Source organism: Streptomyces sp. NPDC050528 (genome assembly GCF_044457795.1).
Classification (GTDB): domain Bacteria; phylum Actinomycetota; class Actinomycetes; order Streptomycetales; family Streptomycetaceae; genus Streptomyces.
In genome coordinates this window covers 134,919-160,167 of sequence record NZ_JBITHH010000009.1, presented here as the reverse complement: position 1 = coordinate 160,167, position 25,249 = coordinate 134,919, and the positions used below count along the sequence as shown (strand labels likewise).

The 25,249-nt window shown below is 72.4% G+C and carries 12 protein-coding genes; 11 read left to right on the top strand and 1 reads right to left on the bottom strand.

Going from position 1 to position 25,249, the window contains the following annotated elements; all coding sequences use genetic code 11:
- The first annotated feature begins 38 nt into the window (after positions 1-38).
- From ACIBK4_RS29845 to ACIBK4_RS29825, 5 genes are read left to right on the top strand one after another with little or no spacing between them, the layout of a single operon-like run.
- A complete protein-coding gene (locus tag ACIBK4_RS29845) occupies positions 39-2,048 on the top strand; it encodes a B12-binding domain-containing radical SAM protein (RefSeq protein WP_398999461.1) in 2,010 nt (669 codons plus the stop codon).
- Complete coding sequence (locus tag ACIBK4_RS29840) at positions 2,045-3,061, top strand: DUF692 family multinuclear iron-containing protein (protein WP_398999458.1); 1,017 nt, start codon at positions 2,045-2,047, stop codon at positions 3,059-3,061. Before ACIBK4_RS29845 ends, ACIBK4_RS29840 begins: the two co-directional genes overlap by 4 nt.
- Positions 3,058-3,816, top strand: a complete 759-nt coding sequence (locus ACIBK4_RS29835) for a hypothetical protein (RefSeq protein WP_398999456.1) — start codon at positions 3,058-3,060, stop codon at positions 3,814-3,816. The genes ACIBK4_RS29840 and ACIBK4_RS29835 overlap by 4 nt, the downstream gene beginning before the upstream one ends.
- Positions 3,817-3,833: 17 nt before the next feature.
- Entirely contained in the window at positions 3,834-5,786 is a 1,953-nt protein-coding gene (locus ACIBK4_RS29830; protein WP_398999454.1) for a RiPP maturation radical SAM C-methyltransferase, read from the top strand.
- Positions 5,783-6,430, top strand: a complete 648-nt coding sequence (locus ACIBK4_RS29825) for a DUF5825 family protein (RefSeq protein WP_398999452.1) — start codon at positions 5,783-5,785, stop codon at positions 6,428-6,430. The genes ACIBK4_RS29830 and ACIBK4_RS29825 overlap by 4 nt, the downstream gene beginning before the upstream one ends.
- On the opposite strand, the gene ACIBK4_RS29820 is transcribed toward ACIBK4_RS29825, so the two are convergent.
- Complete coding sequence (locus ACIBK4_RS29820) at positions 6,395-7,162, bottom strand: Stf0 family sulfotransferase (RefSeq protein WP_398999450.1); 768 nt, start codon at positions 7,160-7,162, stop codon at positions 6,395-6,397. The genes ACIBK4_RS29825 and ACIBK4_RS29820 overlap by 36 nt on opposite strands.
- Before the next feature lie 321 nt (positions 7,163-7,483).
- Between ACIBK4_RS29820 and ACIBK4_RS29815 the strand changes: the two genes are divergently transcribed.
- The 6 genes from ACIBK4_RS29815 to ACIBK4_RS29790 are packed head-to-tail and all read left to right on the top strand — an operon-like array spanning position 7,484 to position 25,237.
- Positions 7,484-14,938: an amino acid adenylation domain-containing protein gene (locus tag ACIBK4_RS29815; protein ID WP_398999448.1), complete on the top strand. Its 7,455-nt coding sequence runs from the start codon at positions 7,484-7,486 to the stop codon at positions 14,936-14,938.
- Positions 14,935-16,185 carry an MFS transporter gene (locus ACIBK4_RS29810; RefSeq protein WP_398999446.1) on the top strand — a complete coding sequence of 417 codons (1,251 nt, stop codon included), beginning with the start codon at positions 14,935-14,937 and terminating at the stop codon, positions 16,183-16,185. Before ACIBK4_RS29815 ends, ACIBK4_RS29810 begins: the two co-directional genes overlap by 4 nt.
- Positions 16,182-19,685 (top strand): amino acid adenylation domain-containing protein, encoded by a 3,504-nt coding sequence (locus ACIBK4_RS29805; protein WP_398999444.1) that lies wholly within the window; start codon positions 16,182-16,184, stop codon positions 19,683-19,685. Before ACIBK4_RS29810 ends, ACIBK4_RS29805 begins: the two co-directional genes overlap by 4 nt.
- On the top strand, positions 19,678-22,362 hold the full coding sequence (locus ACIBK4_RS29800; protein WP_398999442.1) for a beta-ketoacyl synthase N-terminal-like domain-containing protein: 2,685 nt from the start codon (positions 19,678-19,680) through the stop codon (positions 22,360-22,362). The genes ACIBK4_RS29805 and ACIBK4_RS29800 overlap by 8 nt, the downstream gene beginning before the upstream one ends.
- A gap of 2 nt (positions 22,363-22,364) precedes the next feature.
- Positions 22,365-24,458 carry an amino acid adenylation domain-containing protein gene (locus tag ACIBK4_RS29795; protein ID WP_398999440.1) on the top strand — a complete coding sequence of 698 codons (2,094 nt, stop codon included), beginning with the start codon at positions 22,365-22,367 and terminating at the stop codon, positions 24,456-24,458.
- Entirely contained in the window at positions 24,455-25,237 is a 783-nt protein-coding gene (locus ACIBK4_RS29790; RefSeq protein ID WP_398999438.1) for a thioesterase II family protein, read from the top strand. Before ACIBK4_RS29795 ends, ACIBK4_RS29790 begins: the two co-directional genes overlap by 4 nt.
- Positions 25,238-25,249: the final 12 nt, after the last annotated feature.

The window sequence follows — 25,249 nt, the reverse complement described above, 5'->3', positions numbered from 1 at the left end:
TTCCGACGGACGAGACCGGTGGGGCGAGGAGGTGGGGCGTGCCGTCCAGCCAGTCGGCGGACCGTACCCGCACTGACGTCCTGTTGGTCTTCCCGCCGCAGACCGAGGCCAGGTTCTTCCCGTATCTGAGCCTGCCCTACCTGACCGGCCACCTGCGGCGCCGGGGTCGACGGGTGCACCAGGCCGACCTGAACATCGCCGTACTGCACGAACTGCTGCGATGCCCGGCGCTGTTGGAGGACGCGGTCCGCGCCCAGGACACCGGCGACGACGGCCGAGCCGTGAGCGACTGGTATCGCCGAGCGGTGGCCGATGTCTTCGTCGCGCACATCGGCGAGCTGCGCGCCCACGTCCTGCACAAGGAGCCGGCCGGCGAGCTGGGCCCCGACCGTGCGGTCCGGCTCGCCACCGTGGCCCTCGAACTCCTGGTCCGCGACACCTTCCTGGCGCGGACCTGGGAGGATCTCGGCCAACTCGACGACGCCGTACGCCGGTTCGCGGACCGGCCGCCCGCCGCGTCGGGCGTACCGGTCGCATCGCTGCACCGCATGGTGGCCGGACTGCTCGGCCGCCATCGCCCCCGAGTGGTCGGTCTGTCCGTGGCGTTCTTCAGCCAGCTCGCGCCCGCGCTGCTGATCGCCGCCTGGATACGGCAGTTGGCGCCCGACACGAGAATCTGTCTCGGTGGTCAGCAGGTGATGCTCCGTCACGACAGCCTCGCCCGGCTGCCCGGAGTCCGGGAGGCGGTCGACGCCCTGTGCCCGACCGCCGGGGAAGAGCCGCTCGAACGCTGGCTGGACGCGCTGGACGGGACGGTTCCGCTCGCCGCCGTGCCCGGCATGACCTGGCTGTCACGTTCCGGCGCCGGGCCACGCACGGGACCCCCGGTGACCCTGCGCTTCCGTGACCTCGGGCCACCCGACTTCACCGGACTGCCGTTCCGCTCCTATCTCAACGATGCCCTGGAGCTCGCGATCGTCTCGTGCGTCGGCTGCTACTGGGGGCGGTGCGCGTTCTGCTCGTACGGCAACAGGTCGCTCCCGCAAGGGAGTTACCAACAGGGCACCGCCGTCCAGATCGCCGACGCGGTGGAGGCCGTGGTGCGCGCCACGGACACCCGGTACGTGTCGGTCGCGGACGAGAACACCAACCTGCGCCTCATCCTGAAGGCGATGCGCGCGGTGCGCGAACGCGGCATCCGGGTCCGGTTCGGCGTGCGCAGCCGGCTGGAGCCCGCCCTGACCGACCCGGGGTTGTGCCACGACCTCGCCGCGGTCGGCTGCGCGATGCTCTCGGTCGGCTACGAGGGCACCTCGCAGCGCCTGCTGGACCGGATGGAGCGGGGCGTGCGCGCGACCGACTACCAGCGGATCCTCGACAACCTCGACGCGGCGGGCATCACCGTCCGGTTCACCGTGATGGGCCAGGTCCTGGACGAGACGCCGGACGAATTCGAGGCATCCCTGCGCTTCCTCGTCGACAACGAGCGGCGGATCGGCATCGACGCGCTGGAGCTGATGGTGGCGGAGCCCGGCAGCCGACTCGCGGGCAGCCCGCAGGACTACGGGCTCGCCCTCGACCCCTCGGACCGCCTCGCGGGCAATCCCGAACTGAGCTACCTGGCCGGCCGGGTAGGCCACCCGCTAACGGTGCGCGGCGGCCCGACGCGCACCGAGGCACTGGACCGGCTGGTGCGGATCTTCGACACCGTCAGACCGGGCCGTGCGAACGCCCCGACACCCTCGCGCCCCGCCCCCGACGGACATCGCGCACCCACCGTCGCGGCCCTGCGCCCGCACACGTGGATACGCACCGTCCCCGAGTACGCCGACGACCGTGCGGCCGACCGCGTCACCCTCGCCGACATCGTCCGGGAGCGGTTCTACGCGCTCCCGCTCGACGACGTGGAACAGCGCGCCGACGGCCTGCTCACGGCGCGCACCGACCGCGGCCGCCGACTGCTGGCCCGCCTGGCCGACGCGGCGGCGGGCACCCTCGACCCGGCACCTGTGGCCGACCCGGCCCCCTCAGCCAGGAGCTCGTCATGACCCAACCGCCGCGCACCGCACCCGGCGGCGCCTCAACCGTCACCGTCACCGAGGCCCCGCAGCGGATGGGCCTGGGCGTGCTGATGGACATGCCGTGGGGCGGCGGACGCCTCGGCAGGCGCGGCATCGGATTCGTGGAGAGCGACGACGGCGGCGGAGACATCACCGACCGCGTCCGCGCCTTCCTGCACCGCCACGGCGGCGACTTCGCCTACGCGGCCCTCGCGTTCCAGCCACGCTCACGCGCCCGCGTCCGGACGGCCGACTACGTGCGCGCGTACGACCGCTTCTTCGAGGCGGTACCCGCCGGGACGGCCCGCGCGTTCCACCAGACCGAGCTGAACATGGGCACGCCCGAGCGCTACGACCGCCGCCCGGCCGCCGAGTTCACCAACGAACTGTCCGCCCGCTACGGCTTCTCCTGGGTGGTCGAGGACTTGGGCATCTGGAGCCTGCGCGGCATACCGATGCCCTATCCGCTGCCGCCGCCGCTGACCGAGCCGGGTCTGGAGCTCGCCACCCGGAACGTGGCGGAGGCGGCCCGGCTGCTCGATCCGCCGCTGCACGTCGAGTTCCCCGGCTTCACGGAGGGCGGTTCGTTCGTCCTCGGACACCTGGACGCCTTCGAGTACTTCGCCCGGCTGGCGCAGGACGCCGACGTACGGGTGACGCTCGACGTCGGGCATCTGCTCAGCTACCAGTGGCTGAGAGGACGTACCGGAAAGAGCATGTACGACGGCATCGAGGCCCTCCCTCTCGCCCGATGCCGCGAACTGCACCTGTCGGGCTGCCAGATCGTGGGCGGCAAGTTCCGCGACCTGCACCACGGTGTGCTGCTGGACGAGCAGTTGGAGCTCACCGCGTATCTGCTGCCGCGCTGCCCGAACCTCGTCGGGGTGTCCTACGAGGACCCGATGTACCGCGAGGACGGGCAGTTGGTCGAGAAGTCCCGGCGGAACTACGCGCGGCTGCGGGATCTGGTCGCCGCCTGGCAGCGCGGGGAGGCGGAGTGACCACGGCGGAGCCGGGCGCGTCGCTGGACGGCGAGCAACTGACCGACCTGCTCATGCGGTTGCTGCTGGACGCGGACCTGCGGACCCGGCTCGCCGAGGAGGGTGCCGAGGCCGTGGCGGCGGATCCCGGCGAACTGGAGTGCCTGGCCTCCGTCGACCTGGCCGAACTGGACACCACCGCACGCCGGTTGCGCTCCCAGGTCTGGCGGCCCGGCAGCGGCGGCAGCCTCGCGACCACGTTCCCGCGCAGCCTGAGACTGCTCCAGGACACCGGTGCCACGGAGTCCGACCTGCTCACCGGCTTCCTCGGCTCACCGCACTTCGCGCGGTACCGGCTGATCCCGTACACCACTCCCGGGCTGTCGGCGGAGGAGGCGTTCGCGTCGTATCTGCTGGATGACGCCGGGACAGGGGAGTTGCGCGACACCGTGACCCACGAACTGATGATTGCCCTGTTCACAGCGCTGACGTGCGAGCAGCCGCTGTCGTTCGTGATCGAGGCGGAGGGGATCGTTCCGACCGGCCGGGGCCACGCCGCCGTACGCGCGTACGCGGCGGCATCCGCGGCCACTTGGGCAGCCGCCTCGGGCGAGCACTCCGCGAACGCGGAGGCCGTGCACTACGCGTACTTCACCACGTCCGCCGGGCTGGCTCACGGCGTGGTGTCCGGGCGGGTGGCGGCGGCCTTCGAGGCCGAACCGTCGGACCGGCGCGAGACCGCGCGGCGGGCGCTGGCACGCCGCGGACTGTGGTGACGGGGAGAGGAACCGCCGTGCACATCGTGTTGGTGGACATGCCGTGGTCGTCGCTGGACGCGCCGTCCCTCGCCCTCGGCATTCTCAAACGCCGGATCCTCGACGTCTTCCCCGACGGCGCCGCCGACGTCGAGGTGGTGCACGCCAACCTCGACTTCGCCGACTGGGTGTCCGCTCGTACGGAATACGGCTTCGAGGAGTACGAGTTCTGCTCGACCTCGTACTTCTCCGGACACAGCGAGTGGATCTTCTCGGCCGCGCTCAACGGCCAACCCCGTTGGCGGGTGGCCGAGTTCACGGAACACTTCGGCGGGAAGATGCCGGAACACATGCTGGCCAAGGCACGCGAACTGCACGAACTCGCGCCGCTGTTCGTCCGGGAGACGGCCGCCAAGATCGCCGCCTCGGCACCGGACGTGGTCGGCTTCACCACCACGTTCGCGCAGAACGCGGCGGCCCTCGCGGCGGCCCGCGTGGTCAAGGAACTGGCACCCGGCACCATGACCGTCTTCGGCGGCGCGAACTGCGACGGCCCGCAGGGCGCCGCGCTGCACCGCAACTTCCCGTACGTCGACTTCGTGGTGCGCGGCGAGGGCGAGCTCGCGTTCCCGAGGCTGCTCGCCGCACTCCGCGACGGCGACGCCGCCGAGCTGGCCGCCATTCCCGGCCTGTGCCGCCGCAATGCGCAGGGCCGGTCCGTGGCCCATCCCATGGACGCCGCCCCGCTGCCCCCGGGCGCACTGGTCACGCCGGACTACGGCGACTACTTCGAGCGGCACGCGCGCTCGACCGCGGGCGGCTGGGTGGAGCCGCGCCTGGTGGTGGAGGCCTCACGCGGCTGCTGGTGGGGCGAGAAACACCACTGCACCTTCTGCGGCCTCAACGGCTCGTTCATGGAGTTCCGCAGCAAGGACCCGCGACGTTTCGTGGACGAGATCCTCGGCCTGGTCGAGCGCCACCGCGTACTCGACGTATGGGTCACCGACAACATCCTCGACATGGCCTACCTCACCTCCATGGCCCCGCTTCTCCAGGAGTCCGGGTACGACCTGCGGCTGTGCTACGAGATCAAGTCGAACCTGCGGCGCGAGCAACTGGCGACCCTCTACGCGGCCGGAGTCAGCTACGTCCAGCCCGGCGTGGAGAGCCTCAGCACCCGGGTACTGAAGCTGATGGACAAGGGCGTGACCGGCTGTCAGAACGTACGGCTGCTGCGGGACGCGGAGACCGTCGGCGTCAACCTCAGCTGGAACTACCTCTACGGCTTCCCCGGGGAGACCGAACAGGACTACGACGAGATCGTCGACCAGCTCCCCGCGCTGCACCATCTCGGCCCGCCGGCCAACTCCACCCGCCTGAAGGTCGAGCGGTTCAGCCCCTACTTCGACCGGCCGGAACTGGGCTTCGGTGAGCTGCGCCCCGCCGCCCACTACCAGCACATCTACGACCTGCCCGAGGCCGAACTCGCCGACCTGGTCTACATCTTCGACTCGCCGAACCGGGGCATCGCCGGCGCCTGCCTGGACCGGCTGCGCACAGCCGTCGCCGACTGGACACGGGCGTACCCGCGCAGCCGCCTGACCCACTGCGACCTCGGCGGACACATCGTCCTGGTCGACACCAGGCCGGACTTCTCCTGGCGGCTTCTCGACCTCACCGATCCGTTCGAGGTGACGGTGTTCCGGCTGCTCGACAATCCGCACAGCCCGGCGGCGCTGCTCCGCAAGGCGGCTGCCCGGTGCGCGGACGCGCTGGAGTCGGCCGGAGACGTGACGGAAGAGCGCGTAGCCGAGCTGCTGGCGCGCTGGCGCGTCCTCGGCCTGGTCTTCGCGGAGGGTGGCCAGTACGTGCAGGTCGCGCCCGCCGTGGCCAACCAGGACCTGCTCCGGCTCGACGGCGCCGGACTGCACGGAGGCGACACGTCGCTGGTCCCCGCCCTGGCGGCCCCGGCCGGGGGAGACCCCCGATGAGGCCGGAGCTGACCCTGTGGAAGGACCGCGACCCGGCGGCCATGCGCCTACCGGGCATCTTCTACGGCACCCTCGAAGGGCCGCCGGACAACCCGGTGGACGCGGTCGGACAACTCACCTCGGACGGCGTCCAGTTCGTCCAGGTGCACGAGCCCGTGGACCTCACCGATCCGGACGGCGCGACCGCGGTAGCCGTTCTCCTCGTCATCCGGGAACTCACCAGCCACGGCATCGCGGTGGACTGGACCCTGCGCATGCCCGACCCGGCCGAATGGCGAGCGCTGAGCCACTTGCACCCTCCGGCAGCCGTCTTCCGAGGCTCCAAGGGAGCGGAGACCGAAGACCACGTGGTCACCGCGTGGCGCGACTCGTTCCACATCGCGAAGTGCGGCTACCGCCGCGGCCCCGGTTTCCTGGAGATCCGCGACCACCGCTGGGGTACCTTCCGACGCCTGGTCGTCAACGCCCCCCGGAGCACGGCCTTCCAGGGACTGCTGGACGGTGTCCCGGTGGTCGCGTCGGCGTCGACGGAACGGATCCTGGAGCGTCACCTGCGCGAGAACCTGGTCCATCGCGCCGGGCGCTACCTGTGGTGGACGCCGTACCGCCTACGACGCTGGCCGCTGAGCACGACGATCCCGTAGGAACCGCTCGACCCACTGTTCCGTCAACGCGTCGGCCTGACGCCTGATCCCCGGAGCCGGCACCGACGCGGGCGCGCCGACACCGAGGAAGTCGAGGCAGCCCAGCAGGCCTGCCTCGTAGTCGGTGACCAGGTCCTCGTAGACGACGGTGTGCGGGTGGACGTCGCGCCGGCCGAAGTAGTCCTCCCAGACGGAGGCGTCGCGGTCGAGCATCCGCAGATGCCGGCGGATCTCCTCGTGGCTGTACCGGGGAGCGGCACGCGTCCTTCCCTCCGGCAGGAAGGTCCCGTCCAGGATCCAGACACCGGTCTGTTCGGCCAGGGTGTACGACACGGCCTGCCGCAACCGGTCCCTGCGCTGGATCCAGATGTACCGGGGTGCCTGGAGGACGTCGTACGGGTCGACCTCCAGGCCGGCGAGGTGCCCCGCGTGGATCCGCAGCCCGAACACGCCGTTGGGACTGGTCCGGCACGTCATCAGCCGGCGGACATAGTCCGCCGCCAACTCCTGCGGATCACCGGAGTCGAATCCCCACCGCTCGAAGTAGTCCAGCACGAACGCGTCGGCGAAGTAGTCCTCGGCGAAGCCCGCCAGTCCGGTGTGCCACAGGGCACGCGCGAGCATGTTGCTGCCGCACCGGGGAGTCGACGCGAGCACGTAACGCACCGGCGGCAGACCGGCGAAGGGCGGGAAGTCGAACTCCGGGCCGTTGGTCCGATAGCGGAGCGCCATGAGAACACCTTCGCGTTCGGTGCCGGCGGTTGTCACCAGGTCCGTCGGGTTGGGGGTGCGGGATCCCCATGGGCTTTCATCCAGGGCGCGTTGAGATGCGCTGTGTGTGCGTCTCGATTGTTTCCGACGGTCCGGTGCGGCGGGTGGGGTCGGCCCGTGCGATCTGACGCGGTGACATCTGGTGCTGGAGTGATCTGTGATGCGCGTCATACCGAACGTGAGTGCAGACGGCATGGAGTCGGGGCACGTTGGTGGTGCAGGCAGTGACGATCTTGAGCGTCCACGGGGGACATGATGACCGCGTCAGCCAGCACGGGACCGATGACGTTCGCACAGGAGCGGCTGTATTTCACCAGCAAGACGGAGAGACACGATGTCTACCTGGTGACCGTGGCGATGCTCGTCGACGGAGACCTCGACGTCGAGGCGCTGCGCTGGGCCGTCCAGGAGGTGACGGCCCGTCATGACTCGCTGCGGGCCACCTTCGTCTTCGAGGACGGCGCGCTGCTCCAGCGGATCCAGGACTCGACCGGTGGGCCCTCGTGGACGGTCACCGACGCCGATCCGGCCGCCGAGCCGTCGGACGCGGTGCGCGAGCTGGCCGGACGGCTGAGTGAGCCGCCGTTCGACCTGGCGGTCGGCCCGCTGGTCCGCTGGGGACTGATCCGGCTCGGCTCGGCGCAGTTCGGGCTGGTGATGGTGGCCCACCACATCGTGTGCGACGGCTGGTCGCTCGGCGTGGTCTTCCGCGATCTTGAGACCGCCTACGCCGCGCGCGTTGCGAACCGTGACGGGCCGCTCTTCGACGGCGAGGCACCCAGTCCGCTGCTCTGGGCGGCGCGTGAGCGTGCGCTCTGGACGGAGGACGACGCCTCGGCCGCGGACGTGGACTTCTGGCGCGGTCGTCTGGCCGGGATGAGCCCGCTGGCCCTTCCGACCGACCTGCCGCGTCCGGCGGTTCCCAGTGGCGCCGGCGGATCCTTGTTGGTGCCCCTCGACGAGGAGTTGGTGACCCGGCTGCGCGTCACCGCGCAACGGGCGGGCGCCACCGTCTTCATGGCCTTCGCCGCGGTCTACGCGACCGTCCTGGGCCGGTACGCCCGCCAGGACGACGTGGTGATCAGCAGCCCGGTCGCGGGCCGTAACTCCGAGGAGGAGCAGGCCCTCGTCGGAAGCCAGGTCAACATGGTGCCGCTGCGCCTGGACGTCTCCGGCCGTCCGAGCTTCACCGACCTGCTGCGCCGCACGCGAAGCGCCGTACTCCCGGCCATGGCCCGGCAGAACGTGCCCATCGAGGTGCTGGTCCGGGAACTGGACCTGCGCGGCGCCGCCGGAAGGTCGCCGCTCCTGCAGTGCTCGCTGGCCGTGCAGAACTTCGACGCGAAACCGCCGGAGCTCCCGGGAGTGACCGTCACCGAAGTCGAGGTGCACAGCGACAGGGCGAAGTGGGACCTGGCACTGACCGTCGATCTCTCGGGCGAGCATCCCTCCCTCCGGCTTGAGTACGACGCCGACATCCTGACCGAGCCCACCGCCGCGACCCTTGTGCGCCATCTGGAGTCGGCGCTGCGGCATGCGGTGGAGTTACCCGACGAGCCGTTGCGGATGGTGGACACCGAGGAGGCCGAGTACCTCACGCTCGGGGTCAACCCGCCCGCGGCCGTGGCCGAGACCGAGACGGTGCTCGCCCGGTTCCGGCGTGCCCGCACGGCCCATCCCGACCACCCGGCGCTGGTCGACGGGACGACGACACTGACCTACGCCGAACTCGACGCCCACGCCGACCGGGTGTGCCGAGAGCTGCGCAGCGCCGGGGTGACACCGGGCACCCGGGTGGGCGTCTGCGGACAACGCGGCCCGTGGACCGTGGTCGCGATGCTGGCCACTTGGAAGGCCGGTGCCACGTACGTACCGCTCGACCCCTTAGGCCCCAGCGAGCGCCTGCGGTCGATCACGGAGCGAGCGGAGATCGGGCTGATCCTGGCCGACCGGGCGAGCCAACCGGTGCTCCAGGAGTGGCTGCCCGCCGTGGACTGCCTGGTACTGGACGGGCAGGAGGACCCCGCAGCGGCTCCAGCGGCGGACGCCGTCGACACGCTGCCGCTGGAGGAGAGCGCCCCCGCACAGGCCGCGTACGTCATCTTCACCTCCGGCTCGACCGGGGAGCCCAAAGGCGTCGAGGTGCCGCACTCCTGCCTCTCCCAGCTCTTCGCGGACCGGCCCGCCGGGCTGGAGACGGACCGGACCGATGTGTGGCTGTGCACGCACTCCTTCGCCTTCGACTTCTCCGTGTGGGAGATCTGGGGTCCACTGAGCACCGGCGGCACCTGCGTCATCGCGGGGAACGACCAGGTGCGCGACCCCGCGGCGCTCGCCGCCCTGGTCACCGAACGCGGGGTGACGGTCCTCAGCCAGACCCCCGGCTCGCTCTACCGACTGGCCCCGGCACTGACCGGGGCGGCTCGGGCGGACGGCTCGAAGCTGCGGTACATCGTGCTCGGTGGCGAGGCGCTCGACTGGGACCGGCTGGCCCTGTCGCTCGGTGACAGCGGGCTCGCCGCCACCGTGGTGAACATGTACGGGATCACCGAGGGGACCGTGCACGTCACCGCGCGGCCGGTCCGTTCCTCCGACCTCGGTTCGGTGCGTACGAACTCGATCGGTGTTCCGCTCCCACAGGCCCGCTGCTATGTGCTCGACGAGCGCGGCGAGCCCGCCGGACTCGACGTGCCGGGCGAGTTGTTCATCGCGGGCGGGCACGTCGCCCGCGGCTACCTGAACGACGCCGAGCAGACCGCGGAACGCTTCACGGCCGACCCGTTTCACGCCGGCGGAACGATGTACCGAACCGGCGACCTCGCCCGCTGGCGCACCGGCGGGGAGCTCGAATATCTGGGGCGCGACGACGACCAACTGAAGGTGCGGGGCTACCGCGTCGAGCCCGCGGAGGTCGAACGGGCCGTGCTGCGGCTGCCCGGACACAGCCCCTCGGCCTGCGCCGTCCTCGCCCGGGGCGACGCCCTGGTCGCTTTCGTGGTGGTGGACGGGCCGTTGCCGGAGACCGAACTGCGTGATCATCTGCGGTCGGTGCTGCCCTCCTACCTCCGGCCGAGCCGCTTCGTCCGGCTCGACAGCATTCCGCTGACACCGAACGGGAAGGCGGACCGGGCCCGGATGCTCGGCCTGCTGTCCCGGGCAGAGCCATCGGCCGACGTGTCCGCCGTCGCCGTACCGCCCGAACCGGGAACCGGATCCGTGCACGGGCATGAGCACGCGGCCGCGCGCGAGGCCGCTCCGGTCTCCTCCCGTGGACGGGACCTGGCGGACCTCACCAGGACCGTGCTCGCGACCTGGCAGGCCGTGCTCGAACAGTCCGGCATCGGCCTGGACGACAACTTCTTCGACGTCGGTGGGCACAGCTTCGCGCTGCTGAAGGTCCACGAGTCACTGGTCCGGGACGGTCTGGAGATCAGCGTCACCGATCTCTTCCGCCACACCACGGTTCGAGCCTGCGCCCGCTTCCTGCACGGGAGATACGGCACCTTCCCGGCAGCCGGGGCAGCGCTGCCGGCGGGCCGGTCCTCCGGGCGCCGACGTCCCGTGGACGGGCGGATCGCCGTGATCGGCATGGCGGCGCGACTGCCCGGCACCGGCGAGGACCTGGACGCGTTCTGGCGGATGGTGCTGTCCGGTGAGCACGCCGCCGCCCGCTTCGGTGAGGAAGAGCTGCGCGCCGCGGGCGTGCCGCGCGGCACTCTCGACGCCGCAGGTTATGTCCCGGTGCGAGCCGTGATCGACGATGTCCGGGGATTCGACCGGAAGTTGTTCGGCTACTCGCCGCTGGAGGCGTCCCTGCTCGACCCGCAGCAGCGGATCCTGCTGGAGTGCGCCTGGCGCGCGCTGGAGGACGCCGGGTATGCCCCGGCGGGGTCCGAGGAGAACCGCACCGGTGTCTTCACCGGCATCGGCGGCAACGCCTATCTCCAGGACGTGCTCGCCGACCCGAAGGTCGCGCGGAACGCCGGCCCCCTGCAGATCGTCATCGCCGGCGACAAGGACTTCGCGTCCACCCGCATCTCGTACAAACTCAACCTCCAGGGGCCGAGCGTCACGCTCCAGACGGCGTGCTCCACGTCCCTGGTCGCCACGCACATGGCGGTGCAGAGCCTGCTGTCGTACGAGAGCGACCTCGCCCTCGCGGGCGGCTGCTCGCTGGCGCCGCCCTCCCGGCACGGCTATGTCCACGAGCCCGGCGGCATCTTCTCCCCGGACGGCCTGTGCCGGCCGTTCGACGAGCACGCGGAGGGCACGATTCCCGGTGACGGGGCGGGGGTCGTCGTACTCAAGCGGCTGGAGGACGCGCTCGCCGACGGGGACGTCATTCACGGCGTCGTCCTCGGGTCCGCCGTCAACAACGACGGTGCCCGCAAGGTCGGTTACACCGCACCCGGTCCGTCCGGCCAGGCCGGGGTCATCCGCGCCGCACTGGACGTGGCGGGGGTGCCGGCGGAGTCGATCGGGCTGGTGGAGGCGCACGGCACCGCCACCCGACTCGGCGACCCGGTGGAGGTCTCGGCGCTGCGTGATGTCTTCCTCGGCGGGACACGGGACCCGGAAAGTTCTCCGCTGTACGTCAGCGCCGTGAAGTCGAACACCGGTCATCTCGACGCCGCCGCCGGAGTGGTGGGGCTGATCAAAGCCGTACTCGCCGTACGCCACGGCACGGTGCCCCCGATCGCGAACTTCACCCGCCCCGCCGGACGGCTCGCGGCGGAGGGAACCGCGCTGCGCTTCCCCGCCACGCCCCTGCCGTGGCCGCAGGGGCCGACCCCACGGCGCGCGGGAGTCAGCTCCTTCGGCATCGGCGGGACCAACGCCCACGTCGTCGTGGAGGAACCGCCCGCGGCGCAGGGCGTGGGTCCGGCGTCCTCCGCCTCCCGGCTCCTGACGCTCTCGGCCGCCGACGAGGCCGCGTTGGGCCGGGCCCTCCATCGCCTGGCCGACCACCTGGAGGCGAACCCGGACCTCTCCCTCGCCGATGTGGCGTACACCCTCCGCGTCGGCAGGGCCCGCCTCCCCTGGCGGGCGGCGGTCGTCGCCCCGGACATCGCCCGGGCACCGGAACTGCTGCGCCGCACGACACTCGGCCGGGTCCGCGCGACGGCCGGAACGGGCGCGGTGCTGATGTTCCCGGGCCAAGGCACCGAGCGAAGGGGGATGGGACGCAGTCGCTACGACGCCGACCCGGTCTACCGCGCCTGCGTCGAGGAGGGACTGGAAGCCGTCGACCCCGCTGTCCGGCAGGAGGTGGCGGACGCGCTCCTCGACCGGTCGGACTCGGCGCGTGCCGCCGGGCCGGACGGCGCCATGAGCACCCTGCTGGCCCAGCCCTGCCTCTTCCTGGACCAGGTCGCCGCAGCACGGAGCCTCACCGCGCGGGGACTTGAGCCACGAGCACTCATCGGTCACAGCCTCGGCGAATTGTCGGCGGCCGCCGTCGGCGGGGTCCTCAGCCTCGCGGACGGCATGACGGCGGTGACCGCACGGGCACGACTGATGCAGGCCGCTCCGCCGGGTGCGATGGCGGCCGTCGTCGCGTCGGCCGAGGACGTGGCGAACCTGCTGGCCGAGCACGCGGCCGACGAACCGCAGGAGAAGGTGACCGCGGTGCCGGTCGTCGCGGCCCACAACGGACCGCACGCGACGGTCGTCTCCGGCCCGTCCGACAGTGTGACCGCTTTCACGGACCGCTGCCGGGCCGCCGGACTGACCACCGTGGCGCTGCGCACCTCGCGCGGCTTCCACTCGCCGAGCATGGCCGACGCCGCGGCCGACTTCGCCGGGGTGATGGCGGGAATCGGCCTGAACACCCCGCTGACACCGCTGTTCTCGGGCGCGACGGGACGCCGGCTCGGCGACTCCGAGGCCGTCGACCCGCAGTTCTGGGCCGCACAGATCCGACTGCCCGTGCGTTTCTCCGACGCGGTCCGCGCCGCCTCGGACGAGCTCTCGCCCGCCGTCTGGTGGGAGACGGGGGCGGGTTCCACCCTTCAGGGTCTGGTGAGCGACATCCTGCGGGACCGCAAGCCCCTGCTCGGAGGCTTCGACCGGCCGCGCCATGGCGGATCCCTCGCCTCGGGGCTGGAAGCCCTGGGGGAGTTGTGGCGCCGGGGACTCGGCGAGCCGTGGCGGGATGAGGGCGAGAGCGCCCGGAGAGTGTCGCTCCCGACGTACTCCTTCACCAGGGAACGGTGCTGGATCGAACCGGAAGCCACCCTGCCCGCATCGCGCGAGCCGGGCCTTTCACAGCCCATGCAGATCGACGAACCGAGCGACGTGAGGGAAGAGGAGACGGCCGTGAGCGAGGTGACGGCGGACACCGACTCGGTGCTCAGCGCCTTGTGGTGCGAGGTCCTGGGCGTCGAGGCGGTGAGCCCCGAGGACGACTTCTTCGACCAGGGAGGGCACTCCCTCGCCGCACTGCGGCTGAGCGCCCGCCTGCGTGATGCCCTGGGCCTGGAGATCAGTCTCGACTCGTTCTTCGACGAGTCGACCTTCGGCGGGCTGGCCAGGGTGGTGCGGGACAGACTGGGGCCGGCGGCACCGACCGCACCGCCGCGCGCGCAGACCCCGGCGGCACCGGTCACGGTCGCACCGGTGCCGGTGCCCAGGGAGCGCCACCGGGCGGTGCCGACCGGTGACCTCACCACCAGCGTCTACTTCTTCTCCTCCGCACAGGGCGATCTCGGATCCGACTACGACCTCATCCTGGCCGCCGCCCGTGAGGCGGACGCGCTCGGCTACGAGGCGATCTGGACGCCGGAGCGGCACTTCCACGAGTTCGGGGCGCAGTACCCCAACCCGGCGGTGCTGAGCGCCGCGCTGGCGACGGCCACCGAGCGCATCCACATCCGGGCGGGCAGCGTGATCCCCGCTCTGCACAACCCCCTGCGTCTGATCGAGGACTGGCGGATCGTCGACCGGATCTCGGGCGGCCGGATCGGGGTGTCCTTCGCCCCCGGCTTCCACCCCAGCGACTACGTGCTGGCGCCCGACCGGTACGCGGGCCGCCGCGACACCTTCGAGGCCGATGTCCGCAGGCTGCGCACGCTCTGGTCCGACGGCGTCGCGCCGGACGCCGTCGACGGTACGGGCGGCCGGATCCAGGTGTCGCTGTACCCGAGGCCCGTCCAGCCGGAGCTGCCGACCTGGCTGACCGCGACCTCGAACGACGAGAGCTTCCGCCGCGCCGGCACGCTGGGCGTCAACCTCCTCACCGCGCTGCTGGAGTTGAAGGTCGACGAACTCGCCGACAAGATCCGGATCTATCGCAAGGCGCGCGAGGAAGCCGGGCACGACCCCGAGACGGGCCGCGTCTCCCTGATGGTCCACTGCTACGTGGGCGAGTCGGAGGACATGGTGGAAGAGGTCTGCCACGACCCCTTCCTGCGCTACCTGCGCAGTCACACCCAGCTGCTCGGCACACTCACCGCCGCGCTGCCGGAGGAGCGGATCGACCTGGACCGGGCCCACCCGAGGGACGTCGACGCCATTCTGCGGCGCGCCTACCGGAAGTTCCGCGGTGAGCGAGCCCTGTTGGGCGATCCGGTCACGGTGCGGCAGCGCTGCGAGCTCCTGCGGGAGGCCGGAGTGAACGAGATCGGTGCCCTGGTCGACTTCGGCCTGACCCAGCGCCAGGTACTCGGCAGCCTGCGGCGGCTGGCCCGGATCCGGGACGAACTCGCAGGAGCCGACGCCGGGACAGCCGCCCGATGAGCGGTGTGTTCCGGAGGTTCCTGACCGCCACCGCGGTCTCGGACACCGCCAACGGCGTCTTCGCCGTGGCGGCGACGATCACGGTGGCCGAGGCGTCGCACACGGCGATGGCGGTGGCCGCGGTCACCGTCGCGGCGACCCTGCCGTGGCTCATCGCGGCGGTGCCGGCCGGTGTCCTGGTGGACCGGATCGGTGCGGTCCGCGCCGTCACCCTCGCCAACCTCGGACGCTGCGTCGCGATGGGCGCACTGGCGGCACTGATCTGGGCCGACGGGGCGCTCACCGTCACCGTCCCGGCGCTGGTCTTCGTGGTCTCCTGCTTCCAGACCGTGGTGGACACCGCGGCCGAGGTCGTGACGGCGAACGCGGTCGACGACACCCGCCGCACCCGGGCGAACGGTCTGCTGGCCGTGTCGACCCGGCTGTTCTACCAGTTCCTGGGACCCGCCCTGGCGGGTGTGCTGCTCGACGTCGACCGCGTACTGCCCAGCGTGCTGTCCGGCCTGGCCTGCCTGGCGGCCGCACTGGTCGCCGCCCGACTGCCGCGCACCGGGGCCACAGCGACCTCGGACGAAGCCTCCACCGGTTTCTGGGACGGGGCGCGGATCGTCCGCTCGCAGCCGATCCTCGCGACCATCGTCGCGGTGGGCGGTCTGACGACGATCGCCAGCAGCATCTTCTTCACCCTCCTCGTGGTGTACGCGATCAGGCCGGGCCCGCTCGGACTGTCCGCCTCGCAGTACGGCTTCCTCGTCGGAGCCATCGGGGTGGGCGCGGCCGTCGGTGCCCTGCTCACCCACCGGGTGGAGCGGTGGCTGGGCCGGTGCACGACCCTCACCCTCACCCGGGTGGGCTGGGCGCTGGTCTTCGCGGGCCCGCTGTTCGCCGAGGGGTTCCTGCTGACCGCCGTCATGACGGTCGGCAGCGCGCTCGGCGGAATGTGGTCCGTCGAGTCGATGTCCGTACGGCAACTCACCGTCAGCCGCGCGGACCTCGGCCGCGTCAGCGGAGCCTCGCGGATGCTCACTTACGGCATGACACCGGTCGGAGCGGCGATCGGCGGGAGTGTCGCCTTCGCCGTCGACGCCCAGGTCCTCTTCGCCGTGTCCACCGCCCTGACCCTGCTGACCGTCATCCCGATCCGGGCCTACCTGTCCGACCGGGCGATCGAGGCGGCGACCCGCGGGCCCGAACCCGACGCCGAGAAGGTACCGGTGTCCGACAGCGAGGGGGACCACGCCCAGTGAGCCACGACGCACCGCGTCCCACGCCGACGACCGAGGCCTGGGAGCCGCTGCTCCACGAGGCGTTGCGCCCCACCGCACGTGTGCCCGGCACCTGGACCGACGCCGCCTTCGGCGAACTGGGCGGCTCCTCGCTCCAGGCGTACCACCTGGTGTCCCTCGGCGAACGGCGACTGGGCCGGGCACTGGACCTCACGCTCCTGCTGAGCGGAGCCCCGCTGGGCGATGTGATCGCCGACGCACAGCCGGTGGCCGTCGCCCCCGTGCCTCAGCCGCCGCCCGGTGATCGTCCGCTGCTGCCGGGGCAGGCACAGATGCTGACGGCTCATCTGGCGGGACGCGACGCGACGTACCGGCTGATGTTCTCCGTGGTGGCCCCGGACCTCGACACCGCGCGGGTCGCCGCCGCGCTGCAGGCCCTCTCCGCACGGCACGAGTCCCTGCGGACACGGTTCGTCGCCGAGGGCGACACGTTCCGCCGACGGGTCCTTCGGCACTGGCGGGTTCCGCTGCGCGAGCTGGAGCTCCCGTCGAGCGGCGGCACCCTCGCCGAGCGGATGGAGACATTGGTCGGCCCGACCGCCGGAAGGTTCCTGCGGCCCTTGGAGCAGCCGCCCTGGAGCGCCTTCATCGGCCATTCCTTCGGTGCCGGCGACGTACTCACCCTGGTGTTCCACCACACGATCGTCGACGGATGGAGCATCGGCGTCCTCCTGCGCGAGTTCGCGGAGTACTACGGCACGGGCCGGATCCAGGAACCGAGCGCCTCCGTACCGGACTCCGCCCTGTCCCGGTACCGCGCCAGGGCGGAGTCCGGCCGACTCGCCGAAGACCTCGGCAGGGTCGCCGCACGGCTCGCCGGAGCACCGACCGAACTCCGGCTTCCTCGGGCGACCGGGGGAGAGGACGAGGTGTTCACCCCGAACGGCAGTCGGCTGCCCTTCGTTCTGCCGCTCGACGTGCGGGACGCCGTCGAGGCCGTGGCGCGGCGGACCGGTGTGCGCCGCCCCGTCGTCCTGCTGGCGGCCTGGGCGCTGGTGCTGGGGCGCCGCACGGGTGTCGACGACCTCGTCGTGGGGATGCCCGTGAGCGGGCGTTTCCGCGCGGACCAGTTCGACACGGTCGGCCTGCTGACCCGGGTGACACCGGTCCGACTGCGGCTGGAGCCGGAGCTCACGGTGGATCGCTGCCTCCGGCGGGCCGGCGCCGACTACGACGCCGCGATACGCGACTCCGAGGCCCCCTACGAGGACATCGTGCGCCACCTCGGTGCGCGCCCGGTCCGCGGCTCCAACGCGCTGACCCAGTTCGCGTTCGCCGCGCACGACGAACTCGTCCCGGCCACCCTCGACCTCGCCGGAACACCGGCCGAGGTGGTCGAAGGGCACTGCCGCGGCGCGGTGTTCGACGCGATCCTCTACCTTCAGCGCTGGGGGAGCGAGCCGACCCTCGCCCTGGAGTACGCGCTGTCCCAGGCCGGACCGCGGACCGCCACCGCACTGGTCGGCGCGCTGCTCGCGACGCTGCTCGATTTCCAGCGGACCCCGGACGCACCGATCGGCGGGCTGACCGGGCTCTCGGCCGCCGAACGCGCCCGGATCGCTTCGGCGGCGCACCCCGCGCCGGACACGACCGACGGGCCCGAAGGCCTGTGGGAGCGCTTCAGTTCGACGGCCGGGAAATCTCCCGACGCCATCGCCGTCACCGATCCCGGCGGCGGCCGCACGCTGACCTACCGCCGGCTCGAACAGGCCGCCACCCACTACGCGTCCGTCCTGCACGGCGCGGGTGTCCGCGCCGGGGACCGGGTGATCATCCAGGTCGACCGCTCGGCCGCCGAGGTCGTCGCGGTGCTGGCGGTCCTGCGGGCGGGGGCCTGTTACGTCCCCGTGCCGCAGCAGACGGCCGGCGCCTGGCGCGCCGAGGTGCTCCGCGTCACCGGCGCCACCGTGGCGGTCGCCCCGGCCGACCGCCGGCCCGACTGGCCCGATCAGCTGCGGCTGGTGGCACCGTGGTCCCCCGCCGCGGCCTCGCCCGAGGAGACCGGGGCGAGCACGGAACCGCACCCGCGCGTCGGCGACAGCACGGCCTACATCTCGTTCACCTCCGGAACCACGGGTGCGCCCAAGGGAGTTGAGATACCCGACCGCGCGGTGATCCGCCTCGCCGGGGACACCGGCCTGCTGCGTCCTGCGGACGACGAGGATCCCGGTCGCCGACGCTCGATGCTCCGCATGGCACCTCTCGCCTTCGACGCCTCGACGCTGGAGCTCTTCCACCCGCTCCTGGGCGGGGACCGGATCGCGATCCTCCCACCGGGCCCCGCCTCGCCCCAGGCGATCCGCGGCTTCCTGCGGGACGAAGAGGTCACCCATGCCTGGCTGACCTCCGGGATCTTCCGCCTGATCGCCCAGTACGACGCCGCCTCGCTCGGCTCGCTGCGTCAGCTGCTGACCGGCGGGGACGTGGTCTCGCCCGACCATGTCCGTACCGTCCTGGAGGCCTGCCCCGGGTTGTGGGTCACCAACGGGTACGGGCCGACGGAGAACACGACCTTCACCACGGTCCACCATGTGACCTCGGCGGACGAGGTCGGTGACACCGTGCCGATCGGCCGGCCGATCGCCGGCACCGGGGTTCTCGTGCTCGACCGTGCGGGCCGACCGGTCGCACCCGGGGGCGACGGTGAGCTGTACGCCACCGGCCTGGGCCTGGCCCACGGCTATGCCGGGGACACCGGGCGGACCGACGCCGCCTTCGTCAGCGTGCCCTGGCTCTCGGGCGAACGCGCCTACGCGACCGGGGACATCGTCTGCTGGAACGAGGCCGGAGAGCTGCTGTTCCGCGGCCGCCGGGACCGTCAGATCAAGGTCCGCGGCCATCGGGTCGAGCTCGCCGCGATCGAGTCCCGCATCAGATCCTGGCCGGGTGTCGTCGACGCGGAGGTGAGCGCCGTCGGCGAGGACCCCACCGACCGGGCCGTCCTCGCCGCGGTCGTCGGACCGGCGCGGCCCGCCCTGCGACAGCTCGTCTCCTCGCTGACGGACACATTTCCCTCGTACTCGCTGCCCGGCCTGTGGTGCCTCGTGCCGTCCCTGCCCCTGAGCCGCAACGGCAAGGTGGACACCGAAGCCCTGGCGGCCCGGGCGTTGACGACCGAGCAGTTCCTGGCCGAGAGCTCCGCACCGGCCGCCCCGACGCCACCGATCGCACTGGTGCCCGCCGAGACCTTGGCGGCACTCCGCCCGTCCTCCTCGGCACCGCCCGAGGACGACCCCGTCGAGCAGGTCGCCGACGTCTGGCGGGACCTTCTCGGCGGGGACGACTTCCACTACGACGAGGCGTTCTTCGACGCGGGCGGCGACTCGCTGCAGCTGACCGAGATGCGCGACGCGCTGCGCAAGCGGTTCCCGGGCGTGCGGATCACCTCGGTCGACATCTACCGGGCCCCGACGGTCAACAAGCTGGCGGCGCACATCAGGGAGGGCATGCGCGGTGCGTGAAACGGAGCCGGAACCGATCGCCGTCATCGGCGTGTACGCCCGGACACCGGGCGCGGGAGACGATCTCGACGCCTTCTGGCACATGGTGGCCGAGGGCCGGGACGCGGTGAGCGCCCTGCCCGACGCCGAGCCGGCGGACGCGACGGCGGACACCGTCGCAGGCAGCCGGTCCGAGCGTGTCGCCCGGCGTGGAGTGCTCGCGGGCATCGAGCAGTTCGACGCCGACTCCTTCGGCATCCTGCCGCGGGAGGCCGAACTGACCGACCCTCAGCACCGGCTCCTGCTGGAGGCCGCGTGGGTGCTGCTTGAGCGGGCCGGGCACGGCAACAAGGATGAGCGGGACGGGCGCGGCACCGGGGGCGGGCGGATCGGCGTCTTCGCCGGCACGGGCCTGAACTACTACCTGCTGCGCCATCTCCTCACCGATCCCTCGATCGAGCGGACGGAGGGGCTCCTGCCCCTCGTCCTGGCGAACGACCGGGACCACCTCGCCGCCAAGATCGCCTATCGGCTCGGTCTGACCGGCCCGGCGATGACCGTGCAGACCGCCTGCTCGACCTCGCTGGTTGCCGTGCACCAGGGTGTTCGGGCGCTGCGCGGCCGGGACGCCGACCTGGTGCTGGCCGGTGGGGTGAGCGTCGAACTGCCGCAGGACGAGGGCTACTCGGTCACCGCGGGCAGCGTGCTCTCCCGCGCCGGCCGCTGCCGCCCGTTCCAGAGGGGCCGGGACGGCTCCGTACCGGGCAACGGTCTCGGCCTGGTCGCCCTGCGGCGGCTCGGGGACGCGATCGCCGACAACGACACCGTGCTGGCCGTGATCCGAGGCTCGGCGGTGAACAACGACGGCGGTGACAAGGCCGGGTACACCGCCCCGGGGTACGTGGGCCAGGTCGACGTGTTGCGCACGGCCTACCGGGACGCCGGAGTCGACCCCGCCACGGTCGGATACCTGGAGGGACACGGGAGCGGCACCGAGGTCGGCGACGACATCGAACTCGCCGCGCTCGCCGAGGTGTTCACCCGCGGCACGGAGGACGAACCGCTGCCGCTCGGCTCCGTCAAGGCCAACATCGGGAATCCGGGCGCGGCCGCCGGGGTGATCGGTCTGGTCAAGACGGTGCTGGCCCTGCACCACGGCGTCCTCCCGCCTCTGGTGGGTGCCGGGGACCCCTGCGCCGCGGACGATCTGCCGGACGGCTTCGTGCTGGATCCCGTCGCCCGGCCGTGGGCCACCGCACCGGGCGTGCCGCGACGGGCCGGGGTCAGCTCGTACGGCATGGGCGGAACCAACAGCCATGTCGTCGTCGAGGAGTACCGGCCCTCCCGGCCCGCGCCGGAGCAGGATCTGGCGGCGGCGGTGATCCCCCTGTCGGCGCGAGAGCCGGAAGGGGTGCTGCGGTACCGGGACGCCTTGGTGGACCACCTGGCGGCCCGTCCCGGCCACCGAGTGGGCGAGGTCGCCCGCACCTTCACCTCGGGCAGGCGCGGCTTCCCCGTACGCCTCGGTGCTGTGCTCACGGCGGACGGCCTGGTCCCCGCGTCCCTCCAGGACGGCCCTCGACAGGCACCGAGGAAGGCGCCCCCGCTCGTGTGGGCGTTCGGCGGCCAGGAGGCCGACGCGCGCGGCATGCTGGCAGGCCCGTACCCCCGCTACGCCGTGGTGCGCGACCGCGTGGAGGAAGCCCTCGCCCACCTGGGGGAGGACGACGCCAGGAGGATCCGCGCCGTCCTGCTCGACGAGACGGACCGTCCGGCGCCCCCGCCGGAACTGGGCCAAGTCTGCCTGTACGTCGCCCAGTTGGCCGTCGCCGAGATCCTGACGTTTCTGGGTGTCGCTCCCGTGGCCGTCCTGGGCCACGGCCTGGGGGAGTTCGCCGCGGCCTGCCTCGCCGGCGAGTTCTCGGCGGTTCAGGGCACCGACCTGCTCGCGAAGCCTTTCCCGGAGGGCGCGGACGGCGTCGTCCTCAAGCCGCCGGCCCTTCCCGTCGTCTCCGCGTGCACCGGCCGGGCCGTCGATCCGCACAACGGCCGCGACCCCCGCTTCTGGGCCGCGCGGCCGCCGGAGGCCGGGCGCTTGCCGGACGCCGTACACACACTCACGGACCTGGTCGCGGGCGCACTGGTCGTCGAGATCGGGCCCGGGCGGGCGCTGAGCGACCTGCTGCGCCCGCACATCCGGGACACCGGCCTGTACGACGTGCTGCCGATGGTGCCCGCCACAGGCTTGGCGCCCTTCCTCACCCAGCTCGGCCGGCTGTGGTCGGCGGGGGTCGGAGTCGACCTGGGACGGGCCAACGGGGCCGACGACTTCCGCCGGGTGCCCCTGCCCACCTACCCGTTCGACCGGCGGCGGCACTGGATGGACGCGCCCCGCCCCGGCACGGCCGGCGCGAGCGACCGGGAGAGCGGGAACGACAGGCTCGCGTCGCCCGCGGACGACGCCGGGACGCTGTCCGTCGTGCTCCGTGCGTGGCAGGAGACGCTCGGTCTCACCGACATCGAGCCCGATGCCGACCTGTACATGCTCGGCGGGGACTCCTTCACGCTGGTCCGGCTGGCCGTACGGCTCTCCCGGAGCTGCGGCCGAGAAATCACGGCGAGGAACCTGCTCGGCGTCGACCTGACACCACGCGCCATGGCCGACCTGATCGACGGGACGCAGGGGGAAGCGAGTTGACCGTGCAGCAGCACGAAGTGATCGAAGCCCAGCGCGTCACGGTCGGGGCCCCCGACCGAGCCTCGGCCGCCCTCGCCGCCGCCCTCGTGGCGGCCAAGGTCTGCCATACCGGGCACACCGGCGTCCGGGTCGGATCGGACACCTCCTCCGAAGGCGTGAGCGTGACGCTGGCGGACGGCGGACACGAGGCGGTGAGCCGGCTCGGCGCGGCGATCGAGGAGTGGTCCCGGCGTGGCACCATCCGTCTCGACGTGTACTGCGACAGCTGCCGGGAGGGCGCGCGCGACCACGTGCCGTGCCGACTCGAACTGCCGCACACCGGGGCGGACGAGCCGCCGACGGTCGTGCACGGCTGCGGTACGACCTTCACGCGATGGGCGTCGGAGCGGACCGGCACCGTGCTGGAGCGGCTCGTCACCACGGCGGAGCCGGGTCTCGACGACCTGGTGGTCGCCGGAACCGAGGAGCGCCGGATGCTCCTGTCCCTCGCCGGAACGCGGGTGGCCCGCCCGAGCTCCCCGCTGCACGAGCTGATCGTGCGGACGGCCGAGCTCCACCCCTCGCGGGTGGCGGTCACGGCCGGGGGTGCGTCGCTGACCTATACCGAACTCCTCGTCCGTGCGCGCGCGTTCGCGGACCGGATCCGCGCCGAGGGCGTCGGCCGGGGCGACGTGATCGGGGTGAGCGCCTGGCGCTCGCTGGAACTCCCCGGGGTGCTGCTGGGCATTCTGCTGGCCGGCGCGGCGTATCTGCCGCTCGGCCCCGAGGCCCCGCCCGCTCGGCTCCGGACCATGATCGAGACGGCCGGAGCGCGGATCGTCGTATCCGACGAGGAAGCCGCGGACAAGGTCCGGCAGTCCGCACCGGACGTGACCCTGCTGGGGCTTTCCGGCATACGGCTGTCAGCGCCGCCTTCCGCTGGGAGGCCGGCCCCCGGCGCGGAGGGCGGACACCGGGCCGGGCCGGACGACCCGGCGTACGTCCTGTTCACCTCCGGCTCGACCGGGCGCCCGAAGGGCGTCGTCGTTCCGCACGGCGCCATCGTCAACCGCCTGCTGTGGATGCAGGACCACTTCCGTCTCGACGGCTCGGACACCGTCCTGCAGAAGACCCCGTTCGACTTCGACGTGTCCGTGTGGGAGTTCTTCTGGCCGCTGCTCGCCGGGGCCCGGCTCGCGATGGCCCCGGCGCTCGCGCACCTCGATCCCGAGGAGATGGCGGAGACCCTCATCCGGGAGGAGGCCACCGTCGCCCACTTCGTGCCCTGCGTGCTGGAGCAGTTCCTGCGCGAGCCCCGGGCCGCGGAGTGCACCCGGCTGCGTCGCGTGGTGTGCAGCGGCGAGGTGCTCCCGCCCGCGCTGGCGAACCGGGCGGCATCGGTGCTGGGCGCCACCGTGCACAACCTCTACGGACCCACCGAGGCGGCCGTCGACGTGACCGCCTGGGACTGCCGCACACCCGAGCCGGGCCCCGCCGTACCGATCGGGGGGCCGATCGACAACGTCGTCGCCCATGTGCTGACCCCGAACGGAGAACCCGTGCCCTTCGGAGCGGTCGGTGAGCTGTATCTGGCCGGGGTGTGCCTGGCCTCGGGATACGCCGGTGCGCCGGATCTCACCCGTGAACGGTTCGTTCCCGATCCGTTCGGGACCGTGCCGGACGGGCGGATGTACCGCACGGGCGACCTCGTCCGATGGACCACGTCGGTGTCGTGTGCCGACGGCCGCGCGGTCCTCGACTACCGGGGACGGACGGACCAGCAGATCAAGATCCACGGAGTGCGGATCGAGGCGGGGGAGGTCGAGCACGTTCTCGACCTGCACCCGAAAGTGCGGGCGAGCGCGGTCGTGAAGACCGGGACGCCCGGCCGCGACCAGCTGGTCGCCCATCTCCTCGTCGACCCCGACGACCCTCCCGGCCGGGCGGAGCTGCGCCGTCACGCCCTGGCCCATCTGCCGCCGGCGATGATCCCGACCCGGTTCACCGTCCTCGACCGGTTCCCGATGACCGCCAGCGGCAAGGTCGACCGGTCGAGGCTGCGTGAATCCGGCTGGCAGGACGGTCGCGAGCCACGGCAGGAGGGATCGCCGGCATGAGCGCCGATATCTTCCCGCTCGATCCCGGTCGCCGGCCGCAGGAGTCGCCGACCGGACCGCCGCTCGTGGCGGTGCCTCACGCGGGCGGCACGTCGCACGCCTTCCGCAGCTGGACGACGCCGGCCCGGAGCCGGGGCTTCACCATGTTCGGCACCCGGATGGCGACGCCCGCCGCGGGGTGCCCGGCCCCGACCGTCCGGGAACGGGCACAAGGACTTGCCCGGTCCCTGGCCGAACTCGGCGAGCCCTACGTCCTCGTGGGCCACAGCCTCGGCGGGCTCGTCGCCGCGGAGGCGGTCCTGCAGCTGGAGCGGGACCGGCCCCACGCGGTACCGGCGCTGCTGGTCGTCTGCGCCACCCACCCGCCCCACCTGCGGCGACCGGCGCCCGTGCCGAGCGGCACCGAGGCCGAGGCAGTGGACTTCCTGCGCAGGGCGGGCGGCACACCGGCGGAGGTGCTGGCGGACCGCGGCATGCGCGAGCTGGCCGTCGCGATGCTCCTCGACGACCTCGCGTCGCTGCGCGGCTTCGTCTGGGACGGTCCTCGCCTCACCACCCCCACCGCCGTGTACGCGGGCCGCACCGACCCTCTCGCGCCGCCCGAGTCGCTCGCCCGCTGGACGGACGCCGCCGAGTCGGTGACGCCCCGCGCCTTCGACAGCGGTCACTTCTTCCCGCACGAGCGCACGGCGGAGGTGCTCGACGCGATCCGGCTCGATCTCCCCGACGGCGAGGGACCCGGGGCCGTCGGTCGTCCCCGCCCCGCCCACCGGCCCTGACGTCTGGAGCTC